24 protein-coding genes and 2 tRNA genes are annotated in these 20,571 nt (G+C 44.6%); 18 read left to right on the top strand and 8 right to left on the bottom strand.

What is annotated here, in order from left to right; genetic code table 11:
- The first annotated feature begins 47 nt into the window (after positions 1–47).
- Together QWZ13_RS15200 and QWZ13_RS15195 are read left to right on the top strand one after the other, a co-directional pair.
- Entirely contained in the window at positions 48–287 is a 240-nt protein-coding gene (locus QWZ13_RS15200; protein WP_290282533.1) for a sulfurtransferase TusA family protein, read from the top strand.
- Positions 288–291: 4 nt separating this feature from the next.
- Positions 292–1,383 (top strand): AI-2E family transporter, encoded by a 1,092-nt coding sequence (locus QWZ13_RS15195; protein WP_290282532.1) that lies wholly within the window; start codon positions 292–294, stop codon positions 1,381–1,383.
- On the opposite strand, the gene QWZ13_RS15190 is transcribed toward QWZ13_RS15195, so the two are convergent.
- A complete protein-coding gene (locus QWZ13_RS15190; protein WP_290282531.1) occupies positions 1,380–1,865 on the bottom strand; it encodes a peroxiredoxin in 486 nt (161 codons plus the stop codon). The two genes, QWZ13_RS15195 and QWZ13_RS15190, sit on opposite strands and share 4 nt — an antisense overlap.
- On the opposite strand from QWZ13_RS15190, the gene QWZ13_RS15185 reads away from it, so the two are divergent.
- The 7 genes from QWZ13_RS15185 to QWZ13_RS15155 all read left to right on the top strand — a co-directional run bounded on the left by QWZ13_RS15185 (position 1,848) and on the right by QWZ13_RS15155 (position 7,647).
- Entirely contained in the window at positions 1,848–1,991 is a 144-nt protein-coding gene (locus QWZ13_RS15185) for a hypothetical protein (RefSeq protein ID WP_290282530.1), read from the top strand. The genes QWZ13_RS15190 and QWZ13_RS15185 overlap by 18 nt on opposite strands.
- A 23-nt stretch (positions 1,992–2,014) precedes the next feature.
- The gene (gene dapA, locus QWZ13_RS15180) at positions 2,015–2,890 is read left to right on the top strand and encodes a 4-hydroxy-tetrahydrodipicolinate synthase (protein WP_290283387.1); all 876 of its coding nucleotides are present in this window, start codon (positions 2,015–2,017) and stop codon (positions 2,888–2,890) included.
- Positions 2,891–2,894: 4 nt separating this feature from the next.
- Positions 2,895–3,452, top strand: a complete 558-nt coding sequence (locus QWZ13_RS15175) for a hypothetical protein (RefSeq protein WP_290282529.1) — start codon at positions 2,895–2,897, stop codon at positions 3,450–3,452.
- A gap of 4 nt (positions 3,453–3,456) precedes the next feature.
- Entirely contained in the window at positions 3,457–4,218 is a 762-nt protein-coding gene (locus QWZ13_RS15170; protein WP_290282528.1) for an MBL fold metallo-hydrolase, read from the top strand.
- Between the two features lie 63 nt (positions 4,219–4,281).
- Positions 4,282–4,992 carry a phosphoribosylaminoimidazolesuccinocarboxamide synthase gene (purC, locus tag QWZ13_RS15165; RefSeq protein WP_290283386.1) on the top strand — a complete coding sequence of 237 codons (711 nt, stop codon included), beginning with the start codon at positions 4,282–4,284 and terminating at the stop codon, positions 4,990–4,992.
- A gap of 82 nt (positions 4,993–5,074) precedes the next feature.
- Positions 5,075–5,896: a TIGR04219 family outer membrane beta-barrel protein gene (locus tag QWZ13_RS15160; RefSeq protein WP_215999456.1), complete on the top strand. Its 822-nt coding sequence runs from the start codon at positions 5,075–5,077 to the stop codon at positions 5,894–5,896.
- A gap of 143 nt (positions 5,897–6,039) precedes the next feature.
- Positions 6,040–7,647 carry an NAD(P)/FAD-dependent oxidoreductase gene (locus QWZ13_RS15155; RefSeq protein WP_290282527.1) on the top strand — a complete coding sequence of 536 codons (1,608 nt, stop codon included), beginning with the start codon at positions 6,040–6,042 and terminating at the stop codon, positions 7,645–7,647.
- 31 nt (positions 7,648–7,678) lie between these two features.
- On the opposite strand, the gene QWZ13_RS15150 is transcribed toward QWZ13_RS15155, so the two are convergent.
- Genes QWZ13_RS15150 through QWZ13_RS15140 form a run of 3 tightly spaced genes read right to left on the bottom strand, consistent with a single transcriptional unit; the run spans position 7,679 to position 9,808 of the window.
- A complete protein-coding gene (locus QWZ13_RS15150; protein WP_290282526.1) occupies positions 7,679–8,221 on the bottom strand; it encodes a TetR/AcrR family transcriptional regulator in 543 nt (180 codons plus the stop codon).
- A complete protein-coding gene (locus QWZ13_RS15145; RefSeq protein WP_290282525.1) occupies positions 8,133–8,333 on the bottom strand; it encodes a hypothetical protein in 201 nt (66 codons plus the stop codon). Before QWZ13_RS15145 ends, QWZ13_RS15150 begins: the two co-directional genes overlap by 89 nt.
- Before the next feature lie 53 nt (positions 8,334–8,386).
- The gene (locus QWZ13_RS15140; RefSeq protein WP_290282524.1) at positions 8,387–9,808 is read right to left on the bottom strand and encodes a hypothetical protein; all 1,422 of its coding nucleotides are present in this window, start codon (positions 9,806–9,808) and stop codon (positions 8,387–8,389) included.
- A gap of 178 nt (positions 9,809–9,986) precedes the next feature.
- Here QWZ13_RS15140 and QWZ13_RS15135 point away from each other — a divergent pair, with 178 nt between their 5' ends.
- The 5 genes from QWZ13_RS15135 (at position 9,987) to rlmF (ending at position 15,656) form a co-directional block, all read left to right on the top strand.
- The gene (locus tag QWZ13_RS15135) at positions 9,987–11,429 is read left to right on the top strand and encodes a hypothetical protein (protein WP_215999460.1); all 1,443 of its coding nucleotides are present in this window, start codon (positions 9,987–9,989) and stop codon (positions 11,427–11,429) included.
- Positions 11,426–12,070 (top strand): vWA domain-containing protein, encoded by a 645-nt coding sequence (locus QWZ13_RS15130; RefSeq protein ID WP_252728826.1) that lies wholly within the window; start codon positions 11,426–11,428, stop codon positions 12,068–12,070. The genes QWZ13_RS15135 and QWZ13_RS15130 overlap by 4 nt, the downstream gene beginning before the upstream one ends.
- 128 nt (positions 12,071–12,198) lie before the next feature.
- Entirely contained in the window at positions 12,199–12,906 is a 708-nt protein-coding gene (locus QWZ13_RS15125; RefSeq protein ID WP_290282523.1) for an FKBP-type peptidyl-prolyl cis-trans isomerase, read from the top strand.
- A gap of 117 nt (positions 12,907–13,023) precedes the next feature.
- Positions 13,024–14,661: an L-lactate permease gene (locus QWZ13_RS15120; protein WP_290282521.1), complete on the top strand. Its 1,638-nt coding sequence runs from the start codon at positions 13,024–13,026 to the stop codon at positions 14,659–14,661.
- A 20-nt stretch (positions 14,662–14,681) separates the two neighbouring features.
- Positions 14,682–15,656, top strand: coding sequence for a 23S rRNA (adenine(1618)-N(6))-methyltransferase RlmF (gene rlmF / locus QWZ13_RS15115; protein WP_290282520.1), 975 nt, complete (start codon positions 14,682–14,684; stop codon positions 15,654–15,656).
- Positions 15,657–15,718: 62 nt separating this feature from the next.
- On the opposite strand, the gene QWZ13_RS15110 is transcribed toward rlmF, so the two are convergent.
- From QWZ13_RS15110 to QWZ13_RS15100, 3 genes are all read right to left on the bottom strand, one after another.
- Positions 15,719–15,794 (bottom strand) — tRNA-Asn (locus tag QWZ13_RS15110).
- A gap of 46 nt (positions 15,795–15,840) precedes the next feature.
- Positions 15,841–15,916: transfer RNA gene (locus QWZ13_RS15105), tRNA-Asn, on the bottom strand.
- Positions 15,917–15,976: 60 nt separating this feature from the next.
- Positions 15,977–16,114: a hypothetical protein gene (locus QWZ13_RS15100; RefSeq protein WP_290282519.1), complete on the bottom strand. Its 138-nt coding sequence runs from the start codon at positions 16,112–16,114 to the stop codon at positions 15,977–15,979.
- Between the two features lie 17 nt (positions 16,115–16,131).
- On the opposite strand from QWZ13_RS15100, the gene QWZ13_RS15095 reads away from it, so the two are divergent.
- The 4 genes from QWZ13_RS15095 (at position 16,132) to tusA (ending at position 19,135) form a co-directional block, all read left to right on the top strand.
- Positions 16,132–16,671, top strand: coding sequence for a hypothetical protein (locus tag QWZ13_RS15095; protein WP_215999464.1), 540 nt, complete (start codon positions 16,132–16,134; stop codon positions 16,669–16,671).
- Between the two features lie 144 nt (positions 16,672–16,815).
- Positions 16,816–17,826: a YheT family hydrolase gene (locus QWZ13_RS15090; RefSeq protein ID WP_290282518.1), complete on the top strand. Its 1,011-nt coding sequence runs from the start codon at positions 16,816–16,818 to the stop codon at positions 17,824–17,826.
- The gene (gene rlmM / locus QWZ13_RS15085; protein WP_290282517.1) at positions 17,823–18,896 is read left to right on the top strand and encodes a 23S rRNA (cytidine(2498)-2'-O)-methyltransferase RlmM; all 1,074 of its coding nucleotides are present in this window, start codon (positions 17,823–17,825) and stop codon (positions 18,894–18,896) included. Before QWZ13_RS15090 ends, rlmM begins: the two co-directional genes overlap by 4 nt.
- Positions 18,893–19,135, top strand: a complete 243-nt coding sequence (gene tusA, locus QWZ13_RS15080) for a sulfurtransferase TusA (protein WP_290282515.1) — start codon at positions 18,893–18,895, stop codon at positions 19,133–19,135. The genes rlmM and tusA overlap by 4 nt, the downstream gene beginning before the upstream one ends.
- Here tusA and QWZ13_RS15075 read toward each other — a convergent pair.
- Positions 19,126–20,529 carry an MATE family efflux transporter gene (locus QWZ13_RS15075; RefSeq protein WP_290282514.1) on the bottom strand — a complete coding sequence of 468 codons (1,404 nt, stop codon included), beginning with the start codon at positions 20,527–20,529 and terminating at the stop codon, positions 19,126–19,128. The genes tusA and QWZ13_RS15075 overlap by 10 nt on opposite strands.
- Positions 20,530–20,571: the final 42 nt, after the last annotated feature.

The following is a 20,571-nucleotide window of genomic DNA, read 5'->3' as shown; positions in this document are numbered from 1 at the left end:
AGACAATGATAACGAATCCAATAACAATAGACATTTGAGGCTTGTAATTGAGTTGTAAAGCACCCCCAAAACAACACTTGGATGCCAGCGGTTTGCGCTGTCCATTGCCACTGTTGAAAGTTAAACAGTGCTTAGCCGGCATGCAGCAAGGTGAAAGGCTAGAAGTGCTAGCAACAGACGCAGGAGCCATGAGAGACATTCCCGCGTTCATAGATTTAACCTCGCATACCTTGCTCCAATGTGATCAACGAGATCAGCAATACTATTTTTTAATTGAAAAGGGTTAATGAATTGAAGCTTTACCGTGTAATTAATGACTTTTTTCATCGTTACTTCTCTGATGAAGAAGCGGTTATCTTATTTTTCTTGTTTGTAATATTTTTCTCCTTAGTTTACTTGTTCGGTAAGGTATTAACGCCTTTGTTTGCCGCCGTTATTATTTCTTACCTACTGTCTCCTTTAATCGATAAGATCGAGAGCTTTAAAATACCGCATTCGTTGGCTGTTACACTGGTGTTCATGAGCTTCTTTGGCATTGTGACCATATCACTGCTCATTCTGATTCCATCGTTAGTACGCCAAGTCAGTAGTTTGGTCGCCGATTTGCCTCGAATGATGGCTATGATTCAGATAGAGCTCGGCAATTTGCCTGAAAAGTTCCCGGATATGTTTTCTGAAGAAATTGTCGGGCAGTGGGTTACCAGCTTTGATTTAAGAAAAATTGGTCAGCAGTTTTCGGCCTGGTTACCCGATGTTTTAAGCTTCTCACTCAACACGATTCCAAGTTTAGTGTCTTTTATGGTCTACGCCATTGTAGTGCCGTTGATGGTTTTCTTTATTTTAAAAGATCGGCAGCAATTATGGGGCAGCTTTAAAAGTGTGCTGCCAGAACAACGACGATTAATGAATCAAATTGCTTTGGAAATGAACGGGCAAATTGCCAATTACATTCGCGGTAAGGCGGTTGAGATTCTAATTGTCGGCGGAGTCTCGTTTATTACCTTGCAGTTGCTCGGGTTAGAATATGCCGCTTTGCTGGGTGTGTTGATCGGGCTGTCCGTATTAGTGCCCTATATTGGCGCTATTTTTGTAACGATCCCTGTTTTTGCCGCCGGTGTGATGCAATGGGGGTTTAATTCAGATCTATACAGCGTATTAATTGCCTACCTTATCATCCAAATGCTCGATGGCAACGTGCTTGTGCCGCTTTTATTCTCTGAGGCTGTTAATCTGCATCCAGTGTCGATCATCGTCGCGGTGATTATATTTGGTGGCATCTGGGGCTTTTGGGGTGTCTTTTTCGCCATTCCTTTGGCGACGTTGGTCAAAGCCATTTTCAACGCCTGGCCAAAGCATCAGAATGAAGAAATTGTAAAGCCTTAGTGAGTGCCAGTTCGGCTTTTAGTGCCGGACTCTATAGACTCCAAAACTTTATGCACGTGTTCTCGCACTTCTACATCGCGCCATGCCTGTTCGAGAACGCCTTCTTCATTAATTAAAAAGGTACTCCGGCTTACGCTCATTATTTTTGTACCGAACAGTTCTTTTTCTCGCAATACGTTAAATAGTTCGCATAGCTTGCCATCGTGATCCGAGATAAGCTCAAAGGGAAGCGATTGTTGATCTTTGAACGCTTCATGTTTTTCGAGAGAATCACGGCTAACACCAAAAACAAGTATGTTTTTAGCCTTGAAGCGAGGGTAGTTCGCGGCAAAATCTTGGTTTTCGATGGTGCATCCTGGCGTATTATCTTTTGGATAAAAATAAAGCAGTACTTTGTAGCCTCTAAGTGCTTTTAGTTGAATGTTCTTATTGCTCGTAGCGGGTACGATGAAATCAGGTACTGGTTGTCCTTCTTGAACCATACCGTCCTCCTTTTTGGATCAGTGAATGGGAAAATTGTTCAAGGTTTAATCAGTATGGCTCAATATTTTGTTTTTGCCAGTTTTGGCGCTTGTGCTGGCCTCTACGCCTCAGTACCATTAGCCTAATTCCGGATAAGGGTAGTGAAAGTATGATAACGGGCAGTTTAGTCGCGATTGTGACACCCATGAATACTGACGGCAGTATTGCTTGGCAAAGTTTAGAAGAGTTGATTGAATTCCATATCGAAAATGACACGGCCGCTATCGTCATAGTCGGCACCACTGGTGAATCTTCTACTTTAGATATGAACGAGCATGAAGCCGCAATACGCTTCACGGTCGAAAAGGTTAACTCCCGTATCCCAGTAATCGCCGGTACTGGCGGCAATTCAACGCGTGAAGCGATCCACTTAACGCAAGCTGCAAAAGACGCCGGCGCCGATGCTGCCCTAATCGTGACCCCTTATTACAATAAGCCTTCACAAGAAGGCTTATACCAGCATTACAAAGCAATCGCTGAAGCCGTTGATATTCCTCAATGGCTGTATAATGTGCCAGGTCGCACAGCCGTTGATTTACTGCCAGAAACAACCCTTCGATTAGCAAAGATCAAAAATATTGTCGGTTTAAAAGAAGCCACCGGGAAAATTGAACGCGCCCACTTTTACAAAGCCGAACTGCCCGATGATTTCGCCCTTTACAGTGGTGATGACGCAACGGCATTATCTTTCCTTTTAGCGGGTTGGCATGGCGATATATCGGTGACAGCGAATGTTTCTCCAAAGGCCATGGCCAGCATGTGTAAAGCCGCACTGGCTGGAGATACCGCACTGGCCGAGCGTTTAAATGACAGCTTGATGCCATTGCATGAGAAGCTGTTTGTAGACGCAAACCCGGTACCTGTAAAATGGGCTCTTAATTTAATGGGGTTAATTCCCGATGGTTTAAGACTGCCGTTGGTAACCTTGGGCGAAGAGCACCATGAAACCGTGACGCAAGCTTTGATGGAATCTGGGGTGCTTTAAACACATGAAACGCACTCTACTCAGTTCCATATTTGTATCATTTTTTGTATTGGGTTGTAGCTCCACGCCATCAATGGTCAGCTATGATGCAAGCGTTGTCTCTGGTGAAGACCATTTACCTTTACCTGCGGACGCCCCAGCTCAAGTCAATGTCGACGATATTGACGTTCCACGTTTAACACTTGATATCAGTTCGGATTCTAATGCTACGACAGCACCGCTCAGTGTTGAAAAGATAACCGATAGCTTTGGTCAAACCAGCTTAAAAATCAACCGTAATACCGCATCGAGCTGGGAGCTTGTTGATCAAGCGTTAATAGAATTGGCGATTGAAACCACCGATAGAAATCGAAGTGAGTACCGATTTGAGCTGGCTAGCAACGTAGGAAAGCGAGGTTTATTAGCTCGTTTGTTCGGTAAAAAGACGAATCCATTGCTACTGGTACTCATTCCCAGCGGCCAAAATACAATTTTAAGCTTGGAATCGGCTAATGATGAGTTACCCGATAGCAAACAGGCCGACGAATTGTTTGAAAAGCTGTTAATGCACTGGTCTGAATAATACGATGATGAGAGTTGCCTCACTTGGCAGTGGCAGCAAAGGTAATGCCACGCTGATTCAGGCGCAATCAACCACTTTATTGGTCGATTGCGGGTTTGGGCTAAAAGATATTGAGCAGCGCCTCGCCGTCAAAGGTGTATCCGCGAATGAATTGTCGGCTATTTTGGTCACGCATGAACATGGTGATCATCTAAAAGGTGCGCCAATGTTGGCGAATAAATACGCCATTCCGCTCTGGACCAGCGCGGGTACCCGTCGTTTTTTTAAACGCGAAGTGCCAACTTTCCAGACCATAAACCCCTTACAACGGTTCCAGATTGGCGATATCGAAATTGAACCAGTAACGGTGCCCCATGATGCTTCAGAGCCCACTCAATTTGTATTTAGAGCGGCAAAACTATGCGCAGGGGTGCTCACCGACCTTGGCTCTATAACCGAACACGTGAAACAAGCCTATCAACACTGCAACCTGTTAATGTTAGAATGCAATCATGATCCGCAAATGTTGTTAGATGGTCCTTATCCCTATAGCTTAAAAAAGCGTGTAGGGGGTGATTATGGGCATTTAAGTAATCAGCAGGCGGTCGAACTTTTAAATTGTATTGATAAACGTGCATTGTCTCATGTGCTCATTTCGCACATAAGTGAGCAAAATAATGATGAGCAGCTCGCAATACAGGCTGTTGAGTCGGCTCTGGAAGGTACGAAAGCGGAAATTCTAATGCTCTCGCAAGTCCAAGGCTGTGAATGGATAGACGTAACTTAACCGTTAATTTTGGTGGTAAATACACTTACTGCAACATCTATAATCTCTGACGAGGCTTTTTTGATGGAAAAAACAGGCGTTCTATACGCAGGCAAAGCAAAGACCGTTCATACCACTGCAGATGAAAATCTGATGGTACTTGAGTTCCGAAATGACACCTCAGCCTTTGACGGTGAAAAAATGGAGCAGTTAGACGACAAGGGTCGAGTGAACAATCTATTTAATGCCTATGTAATGCAAAAGCTTCAAGATGCGGGTATAGAAACGCATTTTGTGAAGTTGCTCTCAGACCACGAATCATTAGTCCGTAACCTAAAGATGATGCCAGTAGAGTGTGTTGTTCGTAACCGAGCCGCAGGCAGCTTAGTCAGACGTTTAGGTGTAGAAGAAGGATTAGAGGTGAACCCTCCTATTTTTGAGTTCTTCTTAAAAAACGATGCATTACACGACCCAATGATTAACGATTACCATATCGAAACATTTGGTTGGGCTACTAAAGACCAAATTGCACGCATGAAAGAGTTAACCTTCCAAGTCAACTCTGTACTGAAAGACTTGTTCGCCGCTGGCGGCATGATTTTAGTCGACTACAAGCTAGAGTTTGGTATTTTTGAAGGGCGCGTAGTGTTAGGGGATGAATTCTCTCCAGACGGTTGCCGGCTTTGGGATGCGAAAACGTTAGAAAAATTAGATAAAGATAGATTCCGCCAAGGGTTAGGCGGAGTGGTAGAAAGTTACATTGAAGTAGCGCGCCGAATTGGCTTGGAATTGTAATTAAGAATAGCAGAGCTATTGCAAGCTCAGCGATTCACTTCTAAAGTCATACTAAACAATGTCACTATTTGAGGAAAACAACATGAAAAAACTGATTCTAGCCGCTGCTATTGCCGCTACGGTACCAATGGCCTCTGCTAAGGTGTTAATTAACATCGATGGTGGTGTAGGTTACAACATTAATTCATTAGGTGAAGGTAGTCACTTGATGAATGAAACCTTCAACCTGACTAGCAAAGATGTCACGTCTGACAGCTATGGCCTAAACATGGAAGCTAATAATGGTTTGTATGGTTGGGCATCAATTTCGTTACCACTCTTGCCGGATGTGAAATTGAAGTATGAAAGCCTAGTTCTTGAAGGTACTAACAACTTCACATTAAACCAAGAAGTATACGGTCAGCAATATACAATGGATGGTGATATTGCCTCTACTTTAGACCTATCACACCTAGATATGGCATTAACTATTGGCTTGCCTTTACCTGTAGTCGATATCGATTTTGGTCTGAACGTACGCTCAATGTTGGGCGGCTTCAGTGCTACGGGTGATGTAAGTGGGGAACGTGAGACAGTAGAAGCACCATTCCAAATTGGTTCTACCCCTTTAATCGTTCCAATGGGCTATGTAAGTGCTGCGGGCACCATTCCTGGCGCTGGTGTTAAGGTTTCAGGCGAGCTAAGCACCTTACCATTAGGTGATACTAAAATCTCTGATTGGAATATTAAGGGCACTTGGTATGCTCCATTACCAACGAACATGCTAGTTAAAGTTGGCCTAGAAGGCGGTTACCGTAACTTTAGTATGGTGATTGGAGATTCTACTTTGGGTGCCGATACGTCTGATTTCGCATCGGATGTTGGTGTAAGTGGTTTCTTCTTAGGTGCAACTGCACACTTCTAAGCCGCTTTAGTTTTACTTTAAAAAGCGATTCGATTGAATCGCTTTTTTTGTGAAACCACATTTAGCTTAACCATCTTTACTGTATTTTTTGACCCTATTCATAGATCTTCTATTCTTTTGAAAACCTCTTCAGGATGTAAAACATGATTCGTTTATCCAACATTAAACTGCCACTCGATCACCCAGAGGCTGCCATAGAAAAAGCGGTGCTCGATACGTTGGGAATTGAAAAAGCCGATTTAAAGGATATTCATGTGTTCCGTCGTGGTTATGATGCGCGTAAAAAAACGAACATTTGGCTTATATATACGCTTGATGTTGATACCCAGTTGAATGATCGGTTGTTAGAGAAGTTCGCCGATCACAACCAAGTGAAAGCCACTCCAGATTTACGCTATCACTTTGTCGCGGAGGCTCCTAAAACCTTAACTGAAAGACCGATAGTCATAGGTTTTGGTCCTTGCGGGTTATTGGCCGCACTGACCTTGGCGCAAATGGGTTATAAACCAATTGTGTTAGAGCGGGGCAAGGAAGTTCGAGAACGGACCAAAGATACGTTTGGATTTTGGCGAAAAAAAGAGCTCAACACAGAATCTAATGTGCAATTTGGTGAAGGTGGGGCGGGAACCTTTTCTGATGGCAAATTGTACAGCCAAGTCAAAGATCCAAAACAATATGGTCGCAAAGTTCTGAGTGAGTTTGTGGCCGCTGGCGCGCCAGAAGAAATTATGTACGTCAGTAAGCCACATATTGGTACCTTCCGACTCGTATCCATGGTTGAGCAGATGCGTGCCAAAATTGTTGAACTGGGTGGTGAAATACGATTTAGCTCAAAAGTAGACGATGTGCATTTAGAAGATGGTCAAATAACGGGCTTAACTTTGTCTACGGGTGAGCAATTACACTCAAAACATATTGCCTTGGCTATTGGGCACAGTGCTCGTGATACGTTTGAAATGCTTTTTAATAAAGGCGTATACATTGAGGCTAAGCCATTTTCCGTTGGTTTCCGAATTGAGCATGAGCAATCCATGATCGACAAAGCGCGATTTGGACCTAATGCCGGTAATAAAATATTAGGCGCTGCCGATTATAAGTTAGTGCATCATTGCAAAAATGGCCGTTCGGTATACAGCTTTTGTATGTGCCCCGGTGGCACCGTTGTTGCCGCTACTTCTGAAGAAAAGCGAGTGGTCACTAACGGCATGAGCCAGTATTCTCGTAATGAGCGAAACGCAAACAGTGCGGTTGTGGTGGGTATCGATCCAAACGATTATCCAGGCGGCCCATTAGCGGGTATTGAGTTTCAACGTAAACTAGAAAGCCACGCCTATGTGATGGGCGGTGAAAACTACGATGCCCCGGCTCAGCGTGTCGGTGATTTTTTGAAAAACAAGCCTTCTACAGAATTAGGTCAAGTTGAGCCTTCTTTTAAACCTGGCATTAAATTGACCAACCTAGCCGATGCCCTTCCTGATTTTTGTATTGAGGCGATTCGAGAGGCGATCCCTGCCTTTAATAAGAAGATTAAAGGTTTTGCACTGGATGATGCGTTGTTAACCGGCGTTGAAACCCGCACATCGGCACCTATCTGTATAAAGCGCAATGACCAATATCAGAGCTTGAATACACAGGGTTTATTCCCTGCCGGTGAGGGTGCTGGCTACGCGGGTGGCATTATGTCGGCTGCGATCGATGGGATAAAAATTGCAGAAGCAATGGCGTTGAGCATTAACGCTTCTTCAAAGTAATTAGGGTTTGGGCCACTGTATTAATCAGTGGCTAGTCTATTCGCCAAATATTCCGCAACAATAAACGGAGCTCTTCTTCAAAGCTCTTATGCAGTGCTCCAAATTGTGGGTTGCCTTGTTCATGTGCGAGAGCACTTGGCCATTGCAGTAATTGCCAAAGCCCAGTTAAGGCGGCGTAACTGTGCAAAAGGGCGCGTTCGCTAAAGCCTGCGTCACTGTTAAGTTTATGGTCCAGTTTTGTGGCAGTATGTGTTAAACCTTGGCTCAGCTGGAGTTTGAAATTTAACAAAACATCGAGCGATAAATTAGACTCTAAAACCGAATGCAGCATGCCAGCGAGAGGCATAAAAATCGGGTGAAGAGTGACGTATTGCAGTAAGGCATCTGTTAATGCCAGTGTTGGATTTTCACTGACATCCACTTGCTGTATGTCTTTAAATATAGCGTTGAGGTGAAAGCTATATAAGGCTAAAAATATTTCTTCTTTAGTGTGGAAATATAGGTAGACCGTTCCCTTGGAAACACCGGCTTGTGCGGCCACATCCGCTACTGAAGGAAGATTTGGCGCATTCAAGTGATAGCACACCTCGGCTGCGTGTAAAATGGTGGCGCGTCTTTGTGCTTTCTGTTCCGGGGCTCTCGCTCGCTTCATGAGTGAACTCTAATTTCCATAAGTACCTAAGCATAGTATAAGCGTTAAGGGGTAGAGGGTATAGTTAACACTAAATTGTATCGGTGGTTATGGGTTATCAGACCAATCTCCCTGAAAAAATAACCGGCACAGATCAGCGGTATCTTGCTGTTTGTCTTGAAAACTGTCGGCATTATTTGGTCGGTTCAGGTTATCGTACAAAAAATATCTAAGCTCAGAAGCTTCTATGGTACACACGCCAAATAATGCGCCATCATTTTGGACCTCACTTGCGCAGGGCGCGGGTGAAAACTGCGTCACAATCGATCCAGAATTGATCGGTTCACAAGCCCCTAAGCGGCCGCCATTTTGAGTTTCTATGCAATAATTCAATTGGTTCGCCGATAACGGACTAGGGGTGTAGCAGCTGCCGTCACCGCCAAAAATGGGATCTGCATTTTCATCGGCGGCCACGCGAATAACAAACCCTTGTACTAGCGTTGCTTGGGCTGAATCGGTCGCCCTGATTAACCAAACGTGATTGCCTGGTTTTTCTAAGGTGGTGCTCACACCGGCTCCTTCGAACAGCACTCTAAAGCCTTCAGGGTCAGTAAGCTCATGGCTAAAGAGTAGGTCACCCGGGTTCAGTGATCGGCTTCGAGAAGCATCTACTGCAAAACTGGCGGGCGGCTGTAGCTCTGCGGCTAGTGAAGGCGAGGTTTGGTATATTAATGTGATCGGGTTACCAGAAGGTGGGGGCGGAACATCTAACGCCGCTGCCCTGGTGAGCTGTTCATCGGTTAACGGCGTTATCGCGTTCGGGTTATTAATCATTAATAAATCTAGAGGGACACTACTGATTAAATCACCGTTATTATCTAATACTTGCCAATTACCATCTGCTACCACGAAATCAAACATATCATGCATCTGATCTAACGCGGTGTATGTTGGGCTTGCCGGGTTTGGGTCCGCAATATACACATCACTAAACGGATTGTAGTTTTCTGGCCATATAGCGCCCATTAGCGTTGATAGTTGGCTGATCATTGTCTCTTCTACATCGGTCGTGAAGCCAGTCAGCAGCTGTTGAGAGCAGGTGGCTTCCAGTGCGCATTCGTCTATAGAGGTCGCAGAGCTGTATTGGCTGTAGGCATCTAAAATTGCTTGAGTACTAGGGTTAAAGTTGACCATGCTCGATGAACGTTCAGCATCGTGACGATATAAACCATGCAAGCGAATGGTCGTACCATCGGCTTCAGGGATATCGCTGAACATCAATGAGGCGGCATCAACTTCTGCGGATAACAGGTAGAAACCTTCCGAGTTTGAGCCTGCACAGGCCGTTCCTAGGCAATTTGTTGCCCAGCGCCCTGGTCGCCCCAGTGCCGACGTACCGCTAATGCGTTGGTATTCAATGGCGTCTTCAGTGTCGCTGTTCGTGCCAGAGCCCTCGTCATCACTGGCGCATGCGGCCACCAGCAAAACAAACGCGCATTTAACGGCTATCTTTATCAGTAGTTTTTCCATAAAGAGTCGTTAAGCAAAATGCTTGCCTAGTTCTCAATTTTACAACGCCAATCTTTTTTTTGTTGATTCTTTGACCAAGATAACAGTTAGTGAGTAAATTGCCTGCAATACTGGAACATCGTCATCAAGTTACCCCGAAAACAGTAAATACTAATTAGACGAAACATCTGGAGTAAATATGAATTGGGTCATAATTGAAGGACAGCCTTTGTTGTCTGCTATCGCAATTGGTGTTCTCACCATAGCGGTTCTCTATTTCGCACGAACAGCGGTTCACGAAGCGTTGTATCGCGTTTCCCGCCTAATAGCGTCGGTTTTACGTTTAAATGCCAAAGCACTAGGGCGTGTCATTGAAAATCTGCGCAGTCGCAACAAAGAGGTTTTGCTCGAAATGGGTAAAGGCCAGATGGAGCGGCGTTTAAATCGTGATTTTCATCGAGTCAACGAGATCGTGTCGAACGATTTATCGAACTATCCTGAGCTACAGCAGACCATTTCCCACCTAGTGACACAACTAGAAGAGGATTACCATAAATCGGCTGAAACATCGCCGCCTTCCCCCGATTGGATCGAGGCGATCGAAGCGATCGTCAACTTAAAAGAAGCGCAAAAAGGAAATCCAGTCATTGTTAAGGTATTGGAAGACCTCTATGCCAGCTTAGAGTCGCAACAAAAGAAAACCTTAGAATCTTACCGTGTCAGCGTTTCTACTCGTCATAAGCTACTGCACTCAATGATGCCGAATTGGCGCAAACTGAATAATGCGGTTGAGCGCGTGGGTGGCACCATGAAGAACTTGATTATTCAAGCAGAAGAAATCGATAAAAACATGGTGCAGTACCGTGAAATACATGCCGGTACAGATAAAGCCGAGCGTATGTTGCGTGTCTCGGCCATGAATGATTTTGTTAAATCGACCTTCATTATGGCCTGCTTAATCGGCGGTGCATTTTTAAACTTTCATCTCATTGCATTACCCATGTCAGAAATGGTGGGTGGTGGTGCTCGCATAGGTACGTTCACCATCGCTGAAATCTCCGGCATGATGATTGTGGTGCTTGAAATGGTCATTGGTATGTTACTCATGGAAGTGTTGCACATTACACGGTTGTTTCCGGCTTTTGGTACTTTAGATGATCGAAAGCGATCCATACTCATCTGGACATTCTTAGGTTTTATCTTTGTTTTTGCATCCATCGAATCGGGTTTGGCGTTTATGCGCGATCAAATAGCATCTGACAATGCGGCGCTAAAAACCTTGTTGGTGGGCGGGGAAGCAGTCTCGGCGGAAGTATCGAGTAACATCAGTCAGTTTATTCCGCAAACAGCGCAAATGTTGTTGGGCTTTGTATTACCTTTTGTGCTTATGTTTGCTGCGGTGCCTTTCGAGTCGTTTGTTGAAAGCAGTCGGGTAATTTTAGGCACCTTATTAATTCAATTTTTACACTTCATCATTGTGTTAATGCGATTACTAGGCACCATTGTTAAATACACGGTCGATATACTGCTGGCTATATACGACATTGTGGTCAGTGTGCCGTTGTGGGTTGAATATAAGCTGGTGCATCGTGCGCCTCTCAATAATTCCACAAAAGCAAGTGGGCTGGAGGAAGCAAAATGAAGTACCTTTGCACACTGCTGTTTGCAGCCTCGATGCTCAGTTGTTCCAGTGGCACAGAAAACCCCTACCGTGGCGTTTACTTGCTGTTAGATACATCAGGCACTTATACCGAAGAACTGGTGAAAGCGCAGCAAATCATAAATTATTACCTAGGAACATTGTCCGCAGGAGACTCGTTTGCTGTAGCCCGGATTGACAGCGGCAGCTTCAGTGAAAAGGATATCATTGCGAAAGTCACTTTCGATGGGCGTCCTAGTCAGATGAATGCACAAAAGCGAGAGTTTGCTAAAGCTGTAAGCGATTTCGTAGCCTCAGTAAACAGCGCTCAATATACGGATATATCGGGTGGGTTATTGCAGGCGGTTGAATTTTTAAATGAAACCGAAGCCGGGCAAAAGTATGTCCTTATATACTCCGACTTAAAAGAGGAGCTACCGGAAGGGTATAAACGCGACTTTGATTATCAGTTAGAAGGCTTTAATGTTTTCGCCCTCAACGTAACCAAGCTACGGGAAGATAACATAGACCCTCAAGTGTATATGGACCGATTGGAACTTTGGCAAACAAAGGTAGAGACCGGTGGCGGCGAATGGCATATTGTGAATGATTTAGATCGAACAGAGGCATTAGCCTTGCAATAAGCTGGCTAAACCCAATACTCTTAATTAGATGCGTTAGCAGTCAGTAGATAGTAAACCTACTGGCTGTTTTTTATGGTTACCCCTAAAATCGGGAACCGACATTTTTGAAAGAATTAAAGGAACATTGAATGCAGTTAACAAAAATTAAGCTAGTTATTGCGGGGGCCAGTGTGGCGGCTGTTGTTGCCGCAGGTGCAGCCTTTGCAGTCGATTTCGACACTGATGAATCAAAAGCTTCTTATGGTATAGGGTACGGCTTTGCAAATAATATGCTTCAGCAAACACAAGGCCTAGAGCTAGATGTTGATGCAATGGTAAAAGGCATCGAAGATGCTTTTGCTAAAGCCGATCAAGCGATCAGTGAAGAAGAAATCACCGCCGCCATTCAGGCGTTGCAAGCGAAGCAACAAGCGGCTGCAGCAGCTGAAAGCGCAAAACTAGCTGAAGCGGCTAAAGCGGAAGGTGAAGAGTTTTTAGCCACTAACGCTAAAAAAGAGGGTGTAAACGTCACTGACAGCGGCTTGCAATACGAAGTAATTACCGCTTCAGGCAGCGATGTTCGTCCTACAGCTGAAGACAATATTAAAGTTCATTATCACGGTACTTTAGTGAACGGTACAGTATTTGATAGTTCAGTCGACCGTGGCGAGCCTATCGAATTTAATCTAGGTGGCGTTATTAAAGGTTGGACAGAAGGCGTTCAGTTGATGGCCGTTGGTGATAAGTATCGCTTCACGATTCCATCTGACCTTGCTTATGGTGATAGTTCACCGAGCCCAACTATTCCAGCTGGCTCAACACTTATTTTTGAAGTCGAACTTTTAGATATTCTTTAAAATTTAGACGCTAAAAACAAGGGGCTTAAGTGCAGGATTCTGCATTTAAGCCTTTTTTTACCCATTCGAAATGCATACCTCTATAGTAATATGACCTTAGTCAAAAAATTGTGATGATTGCTCTTTATAATAAGGCGAAATTCATCCAATAAGCCTGCTATGACAACTCTTCAAACTTTAACGGCTCTCATGCCGGTATTATCGGTACTCATCCTCCTTGTTCTTTTTAGACTGCCAGCAACGAAAGCTATGTTGTTGAGCTTTTTGATGACGGCTGTTATGGCCGCCGTTGTCTGGAAAATGCCGACCATGCAGTTAACAGCTTCTGTACTAGAAGGGTGGATTATTGCTTTCACTATTGTTTGGATTGTCTTCGGCGCGATTGTCTTACTGAATACTTTGAAAATCAGCGGAGCGCTCTTAGTTATTCGTGAAGGTTTCATGGGCATAACCAGCGATAGGCGAATTCAGCTGGTCATAATTGGTTGGCTTTTCGTCTCGTTTTTAGAAGGAGCTTCCGGGTTTGGGACTCCGGCGGCCATTGTCGCACCGTTATTGGTCGCGCTTGGCTTTCCAGCTATGGCATCGGTAGTGTTAGCATTGATCGCAGACAGTTCTGCCGTTTCATTTGGCGCGGTAGGCACACCAGTGTTGGTGGGATTAGGTCAAGGCATACAGGGGATAGACGCGCAAGTATTACAATCGATATCAGTACAAGCTATAGCGATAGATATTGCGGTTGCTTCGTTTATGCCAGTGCTCATGGTTGTTTTATTAACCCGATTTTTTGGTCCTAATAAGTCGTTTAAAGAAAGCTTGCCGGCATTGCCATTTGCTTGGTTTGCGGGCCTAAGTTTTACCGTGCCGGCTTGGGTCGTCGCGTTGTTTCTTGGGCCTGAGTTCCCATCGATATTTGGTGCCTTAATTGGATTAGTTGTTACGACGTTTGCTGCAAAACAGGGTTATTTAATGCCTAAACAGAGCTGGGGGTTCGGTGCTGAAGAAAACACGCAACGTGAAACGCAATACGATGTAGAAAAATCACATTCTCTTTGGCGAGCGTGGCTGCCTTACTTATTGGTAGTCTCATTGTTGGTGTTAACACGGCTCAGTTTTTTGCCTTTTAAAGCTTGGCTCGTAAGCACCGCCCTAGAGTTTGAAAACTTGTTAGGCACTTCTATTAGCACCAGCATACATACACTCTATCTGCCAGGTACGCTTTTTGTGGTTGTGGCTTTAGGTAGTATTGCGTTACTGGGTTTAAGCAAGACTCAAGTCAAGGAGGTTTGGGGAGGGTCTGTAATCTCACTTTTGCCCACCGTGCTTGCGCTCGCTGCCTCTGTACCTATGGTGCGAATATTCTTAAATTCTGGTGTGAATTCCGCACAATTGCTCAGCATGCCGATTGCTTTGGCAGAATCAGCAGCACATACATTTTCTGGTGTTTGGCCTATCATGGCACCCTTGGTGGGTGTGCTAGGCTCTTTTATTGCAGGCAGCGCGACCTTTTCCAACATGATGTTTGCTGAATTACAGCAATCTACCGCCTTGGAGCTTGGGCTAGATACAAAGGTTATATTAGCCATGCAGCTGATTGGCGCTAATGCAGGGAACATGATTTGCGTGGTTAATGTGGTCGCAGCCGCTTCGGTTGTAAATTTAGTCGGAAAAGAAGGGCAGATTATACGATTTACTCTGATTCCAATGCTTTACTATTGTTTCGCTGCGGGTGTCATCGCATACTTTATTGCTTAACCCACTTTAGTTGAGCCCTTATGCCCAAACCAAATTCACGGAATGCGCCTGCTGTCGCGAAACTGCACCCGCGCAATCCTCATCAAGGTCGTTATAATTTCGATGTATTGTTGAAGACGACCCCTGAATTGTCTGAGTTTGTGATTAAAAATCCGTCGGGCCAAAAAACTATAGATTTCTCAAGCCAACGGGCTGTAGTGGCGCTGAACAAGGCCTTGTTAAGTTACTTTTATAGCGTTAAAAATTGGCAATTACCAAAAGGCTTTTTGTGCCCACCCATTCCGGGTAGGGCGGATTATATTCACTATGCCGCCGATTTACTGGCCGACATGAACAATCGTAAAGTTCCAAAAGGTACTCAAGTTAAAGTAGTCGATATTGGAACAGGAGCTAACTTAGTGTATCCAATCATTGGCTCATCAAGCTATGGTTGGCACTTCACAGCCAGCGAAGTTAACGAAGCCTCTTATGTTGCTGCTAAAGAAAATATTGAGCGCAATGAAAGTTTGCGTAACGCAATAAACTTAGTAAAACAAACCGAACCAAAATCTATTTTTAAAGGCGTAATAGTACGGAACGAGCGAATAAGCCTAACTCTATGTAACCCGCCATTTCATGCGTCCGCCAAAGTCGCAAACGCTGGTTCCCATCGAAAGAATTTAAACCTATCTAAACAAGCAAAGACCACTAATAAAAAAGACACTAAGCCAACCTTAAACTTTGGTGGCCAGCATAATGAATTGTGGTGTGATGGCGGCGAATTGGCCTTTATTAAAACCATGATTCGCGAAAGTAAGGAATTTGCCGAGCAAGTGGCTTGGTTTAGTTCTTTGATTTCGAAGAAAGAAAATCTTAACCCCATTAAACTAGCACTGAAAAAAACGGGTGCCATTGAAGTTAAAGTCGTCAAGATGGCCCAAGGTCAAAAAATCAGTCGCTTTGTCGCATGGACGTTTGTTGCAGAAGATCGAAGACGAAGGTGGTTTGACGATTAATTCTATAAGACTGTTTTCAAAAGCAAAAAAAAAAGCGCATCTTTCGATGCGCTTCTCTTATTTGGCTCCTCGAGCTGGACTCGAACCAGCGACCAATAGATTAACAGTCTACTGCTCTACCAACTGAGCTATCGAGGATTAATCGTTGAAATACCGCTACTAGAGCCATACTTCGTAATTGAAGTGGCTCCCCGAGCTGGACTCGAACCAGCGACCAATAGATTAACAGTCTACTGCTCTACCAACTGAGCTATCGGGGAACAACGGAGCCGTATTCTAGAGATCGCTGGCCAAGAGTCAAGCCTAATTGCTTGTTTTTTTTAGGTTTTTTTATGTTTTGTGTTTTTTTGAGTAGTGAGTGAACAATTTTCTAACTTATGCCTTGTAAGGAAGAAGGGTAGGGCTTGAAGTAGGCATTGTTTTTGCTCTATATCCTTAATAACCCTATTTGGCGTCAAATTTCTGGAGGTAGAGTATGTTGACGATGGAAATGATCGATGCAGCTGTCAAAATTGCGACAGGCATGTTGATTTCGGGATTGTTCTTTTTATGGTACTTGCGTCGACATCAATCATTAGATGGTGCCGCCGCCGAAAACTTGCGTCGTCGTCGAGAGTTGTTTGAATCGGTCGCGGCGAATGTTGGTAAAGTACATTATGTTTATCAGCAATATTTGGCACTGGCGACCGAGTTTACGCGGTATGGCGTACATTGGCCAAAGAGCCGACGTGATGAATTGGCGCGAGTTGGCAATGAATTGGTTGACGTGTTTCAAGCTCTAACAGAAGCAGAAAGCACGTTATTGTTGCTGGGAGAGAAGCGCCTTGAGCGCTCATTACGAATTTATGGCGCTAAAATCGTCAACCTTAGGCGACAAGTCTACGCTGAAAAGCAGCAATTAACTGGGGAGGAAATTCACTTGATCGATGACGTGAAAAAAGAAATATCTCAGTTAAAAGAGTCTTTTTTTGACGCTCTAAGCGTTCGGTATATGCCGAAAAAGGCGCTCGCGTAATGGCTAAAAAGCCGTGTAAGCGTTGCCAACAGATCAGAACCAGCTCTTTGCTGGTACTGATATTAGTGCTTATCGGTTACGGTTTACTAAAAGCCACGACTTAAAGCTGCTCGGCTAGTGATTGTTAGGTCATAAGTAGTTAGAATGCCGCTAATTTTTAGCAAGGCTGATTCTGTGACCGAAGCGCTGTTTGATTACCCCACCTATGCTCCTGGCTTTGGCTTAGCCAATGGTCATTTGCAATCGATAATCCCCTCTGTATTTCGTCAAGTTGAAGTGCCATTTCAGCGCAGTAAATTAGAGCTGCCCGATGGTGATTTTCTATTGCTCGATCAGCTCAAACAGCATAAAGAGGCGCCTTGGGTTGTCATCAGTCATGGTTTAGAAGGAGACAGTCGTCGTCATTATATTCAGGGTATGGCACGCGAGTTTTACGCGGCAGGCTGGAATGTCATGGCTTGGAACTTTCGTGGCTGCGGGGGCGAAATTAACCGGTTGCCTCGATTTTACCACAGTGGCGCAATTGAAGATTTAAAATCCGTTGTTCACCATGTACTGAACGCTGAGCAAGCCGAGAAGGTGTTTTTGTTGGGGTTTAGCATGGGAGGGAATCAAACCGTTCTCACCCTTGCCGAAAATGATCTGCCTGCTCAAGTAGTTGGGGGTGCAGCTTTCAGCGTTCCGCTTGATTTAGGTGCCTGCGCTGATGAGTTGGCTAAGCCAGCTCAATCGATATACATGAAGCGCTTTTTACGTGATCTAAAAGTGAAAGTTGAGCAAAAGGCTGAGTTATTCCCAGATGTTGTCAGCGCCAAAGACTACGAAACCATTACTAGCTTTCATCAGTTTGACGAACGCTATACTGCGCCATTACACGGTTTCAGTAGTGCGCAAGATTACTGGCAGCAGTGTTCAAGTCGTAAGGCTTTGTGCAGTTTAAAAAGACCCACGCTCATTGTAAACGCAATGGACGACCCTTTCTTAGCCTCAAGCTGCCACGACAGTGGTTTATCTGAACGCTGTACCAAATTGTATTTGGAGACGCCTTCAAATGGTGGGCATGTTGGCTTTGCACGCTGGAGGCTAAATCAGCCGTTATGGAGTGAACAGCGGGCATTAGCATTCGCGCATTATGTTATGGAGAAATCTAAATGAGTGCATTAATGCTGTTTTGCCGCCCCGGATTCGAAAAAGAATGCATGGCAGAAATCACAGAGTTAGCAGGCTCAAAAGAAGCCTATGGCTGGGCCAGCATAGAAATGAATTCTGGTTTTGTTGTGTTTGAGTGTGAGCAAGCGCATTCATTGTATTCTCACTGTGATAATTTGGTCTTTAGTCGCGATGTGTGGCCAATAAGTAGTCGCCTGTCAGATTTAGACCCACAAGACCGCATAAGCCCCATAATTGCCAGTGTTGATCAGCTTATGAAAGAAAAAGGCGTTAAAAGTTTTGGGGATGTTTCAACAGAGCATGCCGAGGGTGATGATTATCGTGCCACCGCAAAGTTTGCAGGTAAGTTTGTTCACCCAGTGCGCCAAGCATTGCGCAAATTGGGTTGGTTGAGTAAAAAAGAAGATCCGTCGAAACCGATGTTGCGACTATTTTTTAAAGACTCTACACAGGTATTGGTGGGCGCGGATAAGCCGCGGCTGCGTGCAAAATGGCCGATGGGGATAGCGCGCTTACGGTTCCCTGCCGCCGCACCAAGCCGTTCAACGTTAAAATTAGAAGAAGCGTTTGGCTTTTTCTTAGGAGACGATTGGCGAGAGCAATTGTCACATTGCAGAACCGGTGTTGACCTAGGAGCTTCACCAGGCGGTTGGACTTGGCAATTAGTCAATCAAGGTTTATATACTTACGCCATTGATAACGGCCCTATGAATAAGCAATTAATGGACTCCGGTTTAGTAGAGCATGTTGCGGCGGATGGGTTCACTTGGAAGCCGCCACTCATGGTCGATTGGTTGGTGTGCGATATGATTGAAAAGCCGGGTAGGGTGGCACAATTGATGTACGAATGGCTACACAACCGCCAAGCAAAGTATGCAATTTTTAATTTAAAATTACCGATGAAGAAACGCTTTCAAGAGTGGCAAGATATTAAAGCTCAACTCGATATTGCGAAGACTGGTCAATACCCAAAAGCGGTTATGAAAGCTAAGCACCTTTACCATGACCGTGAAGAAATTACAGTGTTTCTAGATTTAGGGAATCAAAACGGATGAGTGATTTAGTCGCCGATATTGAACTCGATACAAAGGGTTTAAAATGCCCTGAACCAGTTATGATGTTGCATCGACAAATTCGAAAGATGGCAGTGGGCGAGGTGGTTAAAGTCATCGCGACCGATCCGGCCACGATGCGCGATATTCCAAGTTTTTGTGAGTTCTTACCGCATGAATTGTTAAGCAGCAGCGTTGAAGATGAGGTGTATCTTTTTTGGCTGAAAAAAGGTCAACGCTGAACTCGGCTGAATCGAAATAGCCTTAAAGTCAGCCAAAAGGCGGCATTCGTCAGGCCTGCAATTAAGCCAATCCAAAACCCTGCGGCACCCATGGCTGGAAAAAGCCAATCTGTTTTTGCCAAAATATATCCCAGTGGTATTCCGATCCCCCAGAAAGAGGACACCATAATCAACATCGGAATTTTAGTGTCCTTAAAACCTCGTAAAGCAGAAATGCTATTTACCTGTATCACATCGGCTATCTGAAACATTGCGCCATAGCCTAGCAGAACCACGGCGACGTCAATGACATCTTGCTCGGTCGAGTAAAACCCAGCCAGCGTTTCCGCAAAAGGAACCAAAATTCCGGCGTAAAAAAAGGCAATAATAAGTACAAGAATTAAGGAGCTTTTCGCGACTAAATTTGCGCTGTCTTTATCTTTTGCTCCCATTAAAAATGAAATTCTTAAGGTAAGTGCCATCCCTAAACTCAAAGGCACCATAAACATAACACTGACCACGTTTATCGCAATTTGATGCCCAGCGACTATGTGCGATCCAAACGAAGCCAGTAGTAACGCTATAACGGCGAACATAGTTGATTCTACAAAAATGGTGAATCCGATGGGTATGCCTAATGATAAAAAGGCTTTAATTTCTGTTAAGTTTGGCTGAATACGGTGGCGCCAAAGATGGAAGTTTTGAAATGCCTTGGCGAAATTTAAATAGACCAAATATAAAATGACAGTCACCCACATTGAGATCGCCGTGGCCCAGCCACAACCGATACCACCAAGCTCTGGCGCTCCAAATTTTCCGTAAATAAAAGCATAGTTTAGTGGGGCATTGATACAGGCTGTGAGAATGGAAAAAGCCATGAAGGTTTTAGTGTGCCCAAGCCCATCTGTTAAGCCTCTAAGTGCGAGCAATAAGAATAAGGCTGGTATGCCCCACACAAACGCTTGCAAGTAACCTACTGTAATGTATTCAGGTTTTGCTTCCATATTAAGAAGTGCCAACACAGGACCAATATTGGTGAGGGCTAAAATGCTAATTAATGCCGCGCATATACCAATGTATATTGCGGACCAGGTAACAGGTACAATTTTATGATGGCTACCTTCGCCTCTTAAGCTAGATATGATAGGTTGTGAGGCTCCCAAAACACCCAGCATAAATAAAAATAAGGGAGTCCAAAGACTGTTCCCAATTGCGACTCCGGTAAGGTCATCTGCGCTGGCGCGACCGGCCATAATTACATCAATGACGCCGTTGGCCATTTGCGCCAGTTGCGCTACAAGAATAGGCGCGCCCAACTTCGCAAGAACACTCCACTCTTGTTTAACCCGGCCGATGAGTGGTTGTTTTTTATCGGCTTTTGGTTGATGCGTTTCGTCTATGATTTCATGGTTCAATGGGGTGACCTGCAGCGTTTAATGTTGTCAAAAAGCATATCT

The organism is Reinekea marina (genome assembly GCF_030409715.1).
In the GTDB taxonomy this organism is placed as follows: Bacteria; Pseudomonadota; Gammaproteobacteria; order Pseudomonadales; family Natronospirillaceae; genus Reinekea; species Reinekea marina.
Note: the sequence above shows the minus strand (reverse complement) of the source record. Positions and strands in the feature narration are given on the sequence as shown.

Excerpts from the sequence above, each read along its gene's own strand:
- QWZ13_RS15095 (WP_215999464.1), top strand. The coding sequence starts at position 16,132 with ATGTTGACGATGGAAATGATCGATGCAGCTGTCAAAATTGCGACAGGC.
- QWZ13_RS15160 (WP_215999456.1), top strand. The coding sequence starts at position 5,075 with ATGAAAAAACTGATTCTAGCCGCTGCTATTGCCGCTACGGTACCAATG.
- tusA (WP_290282515.1), top strand. The coding sequence starts at position 18,893 with ATGAGTGATTTAGTCGCCGATATTGAACTCGATACAAAGGGTTTAAAA.
- QWZ13_RS15155 (WP_290282527.1), top strand. The coding sequence starts at position 6,040 with ATGATTCGTTTATCCAACATTAAACTGCCACTCGATCACCCAGAGGCT.
- purC (WP_290283386.1), top strand. The coding sequence starts at position 4,282 with ATGGAAAAAACAGGCGTTCTATACGCAGGCAAAGCAAAGACCGTTCAT.
- QWZ13_RS15090 (WP_290282518.1), top strand. The coding sequence starts at position 16,816 with ATGCCGCTAATTTTTAGCAAGGCTGATTCTGTGACCGAAGCGCTGTTT.
- rlmM (WP_290282517.1), top strand. The coding sequence starts at position 17,823 with ATGAGTGCATTAATGCTGTTTTGCCGCCCCGGATTCGAAAAAGAATGC.
- QWZ13_RS15125 (WP_290282523.1), top strand. The coding sequence starts at position 12,199 with ATGCAGTTAACAAAAATTAAGCTAGTTATTGCGGGGGCCAGTGTGGCG.
- dapA (WP_290283387.1), top strand. The coding sequence starts at position 2,015 with ATGATAACGGGCAGTTTAGTCGCGATTGTGACACCCATGAATACTGAC.
- QWZ13_RS15140 (WP_290282524.1), bottom strand. The coding sequence starts at position 9,808 with ATGGAAAAACTACTGATAAAGATAGCCGTTAAATGCGCGTTTGTTTTG.
- QWZ13_RS15130 (WP_252728826.1), top strand. The coding sequence starts at position 11,426 with ATGAAGTACCTTTGCACACTGCTGTTTGCAGCCTCGATGCTCAGTTGT.
- QWZ13_RS15145 (WP_290282525.1), bottom strand. The coding sequence starts at position 8,333 with ATGCTTAGGTACTTATGGAAATTAGAGTTCACTCATGAAGCGAGCGAG.
- QWZ13_RS15135 (WP_215999460.1), top strand. The coding sequence starts at position 9,987 with ATGAATTGGGTCATAATTGAAGGACAGCCTTTGTTGTCTGCTATCGCA.
- QWZ13_RS15175 (WP_290282529.1), top strand. The coding sequence starts at position 2,895 with ATGAAACGCACTCTACTCAGTTCCATATTTGTATCATTTTTTGTATTG.
- QWZ13_RS15190 (WP_290282531.1), bottom strand. The coding sequence starts at position 1,865 with ATGGTTCAAGAAGGACAACCAGTACCTGATTTCATCGTACCCGCTACG.
- QWZ13_RS15170 (WP_290282528.1), top strand. The coding sequence starts at position 3,457 with ATGATGAGAGTTGCCTCACTTGGCAGTGGCAGCAAAGGTAATGCCACG.
- rlmF (WP_290282520.1), top strand. The coding sequence starts at position 14,682 with ATGCCCAAACCAAATTCACGGAATGCGCCTGCTGTCGCGAAACTGCAC.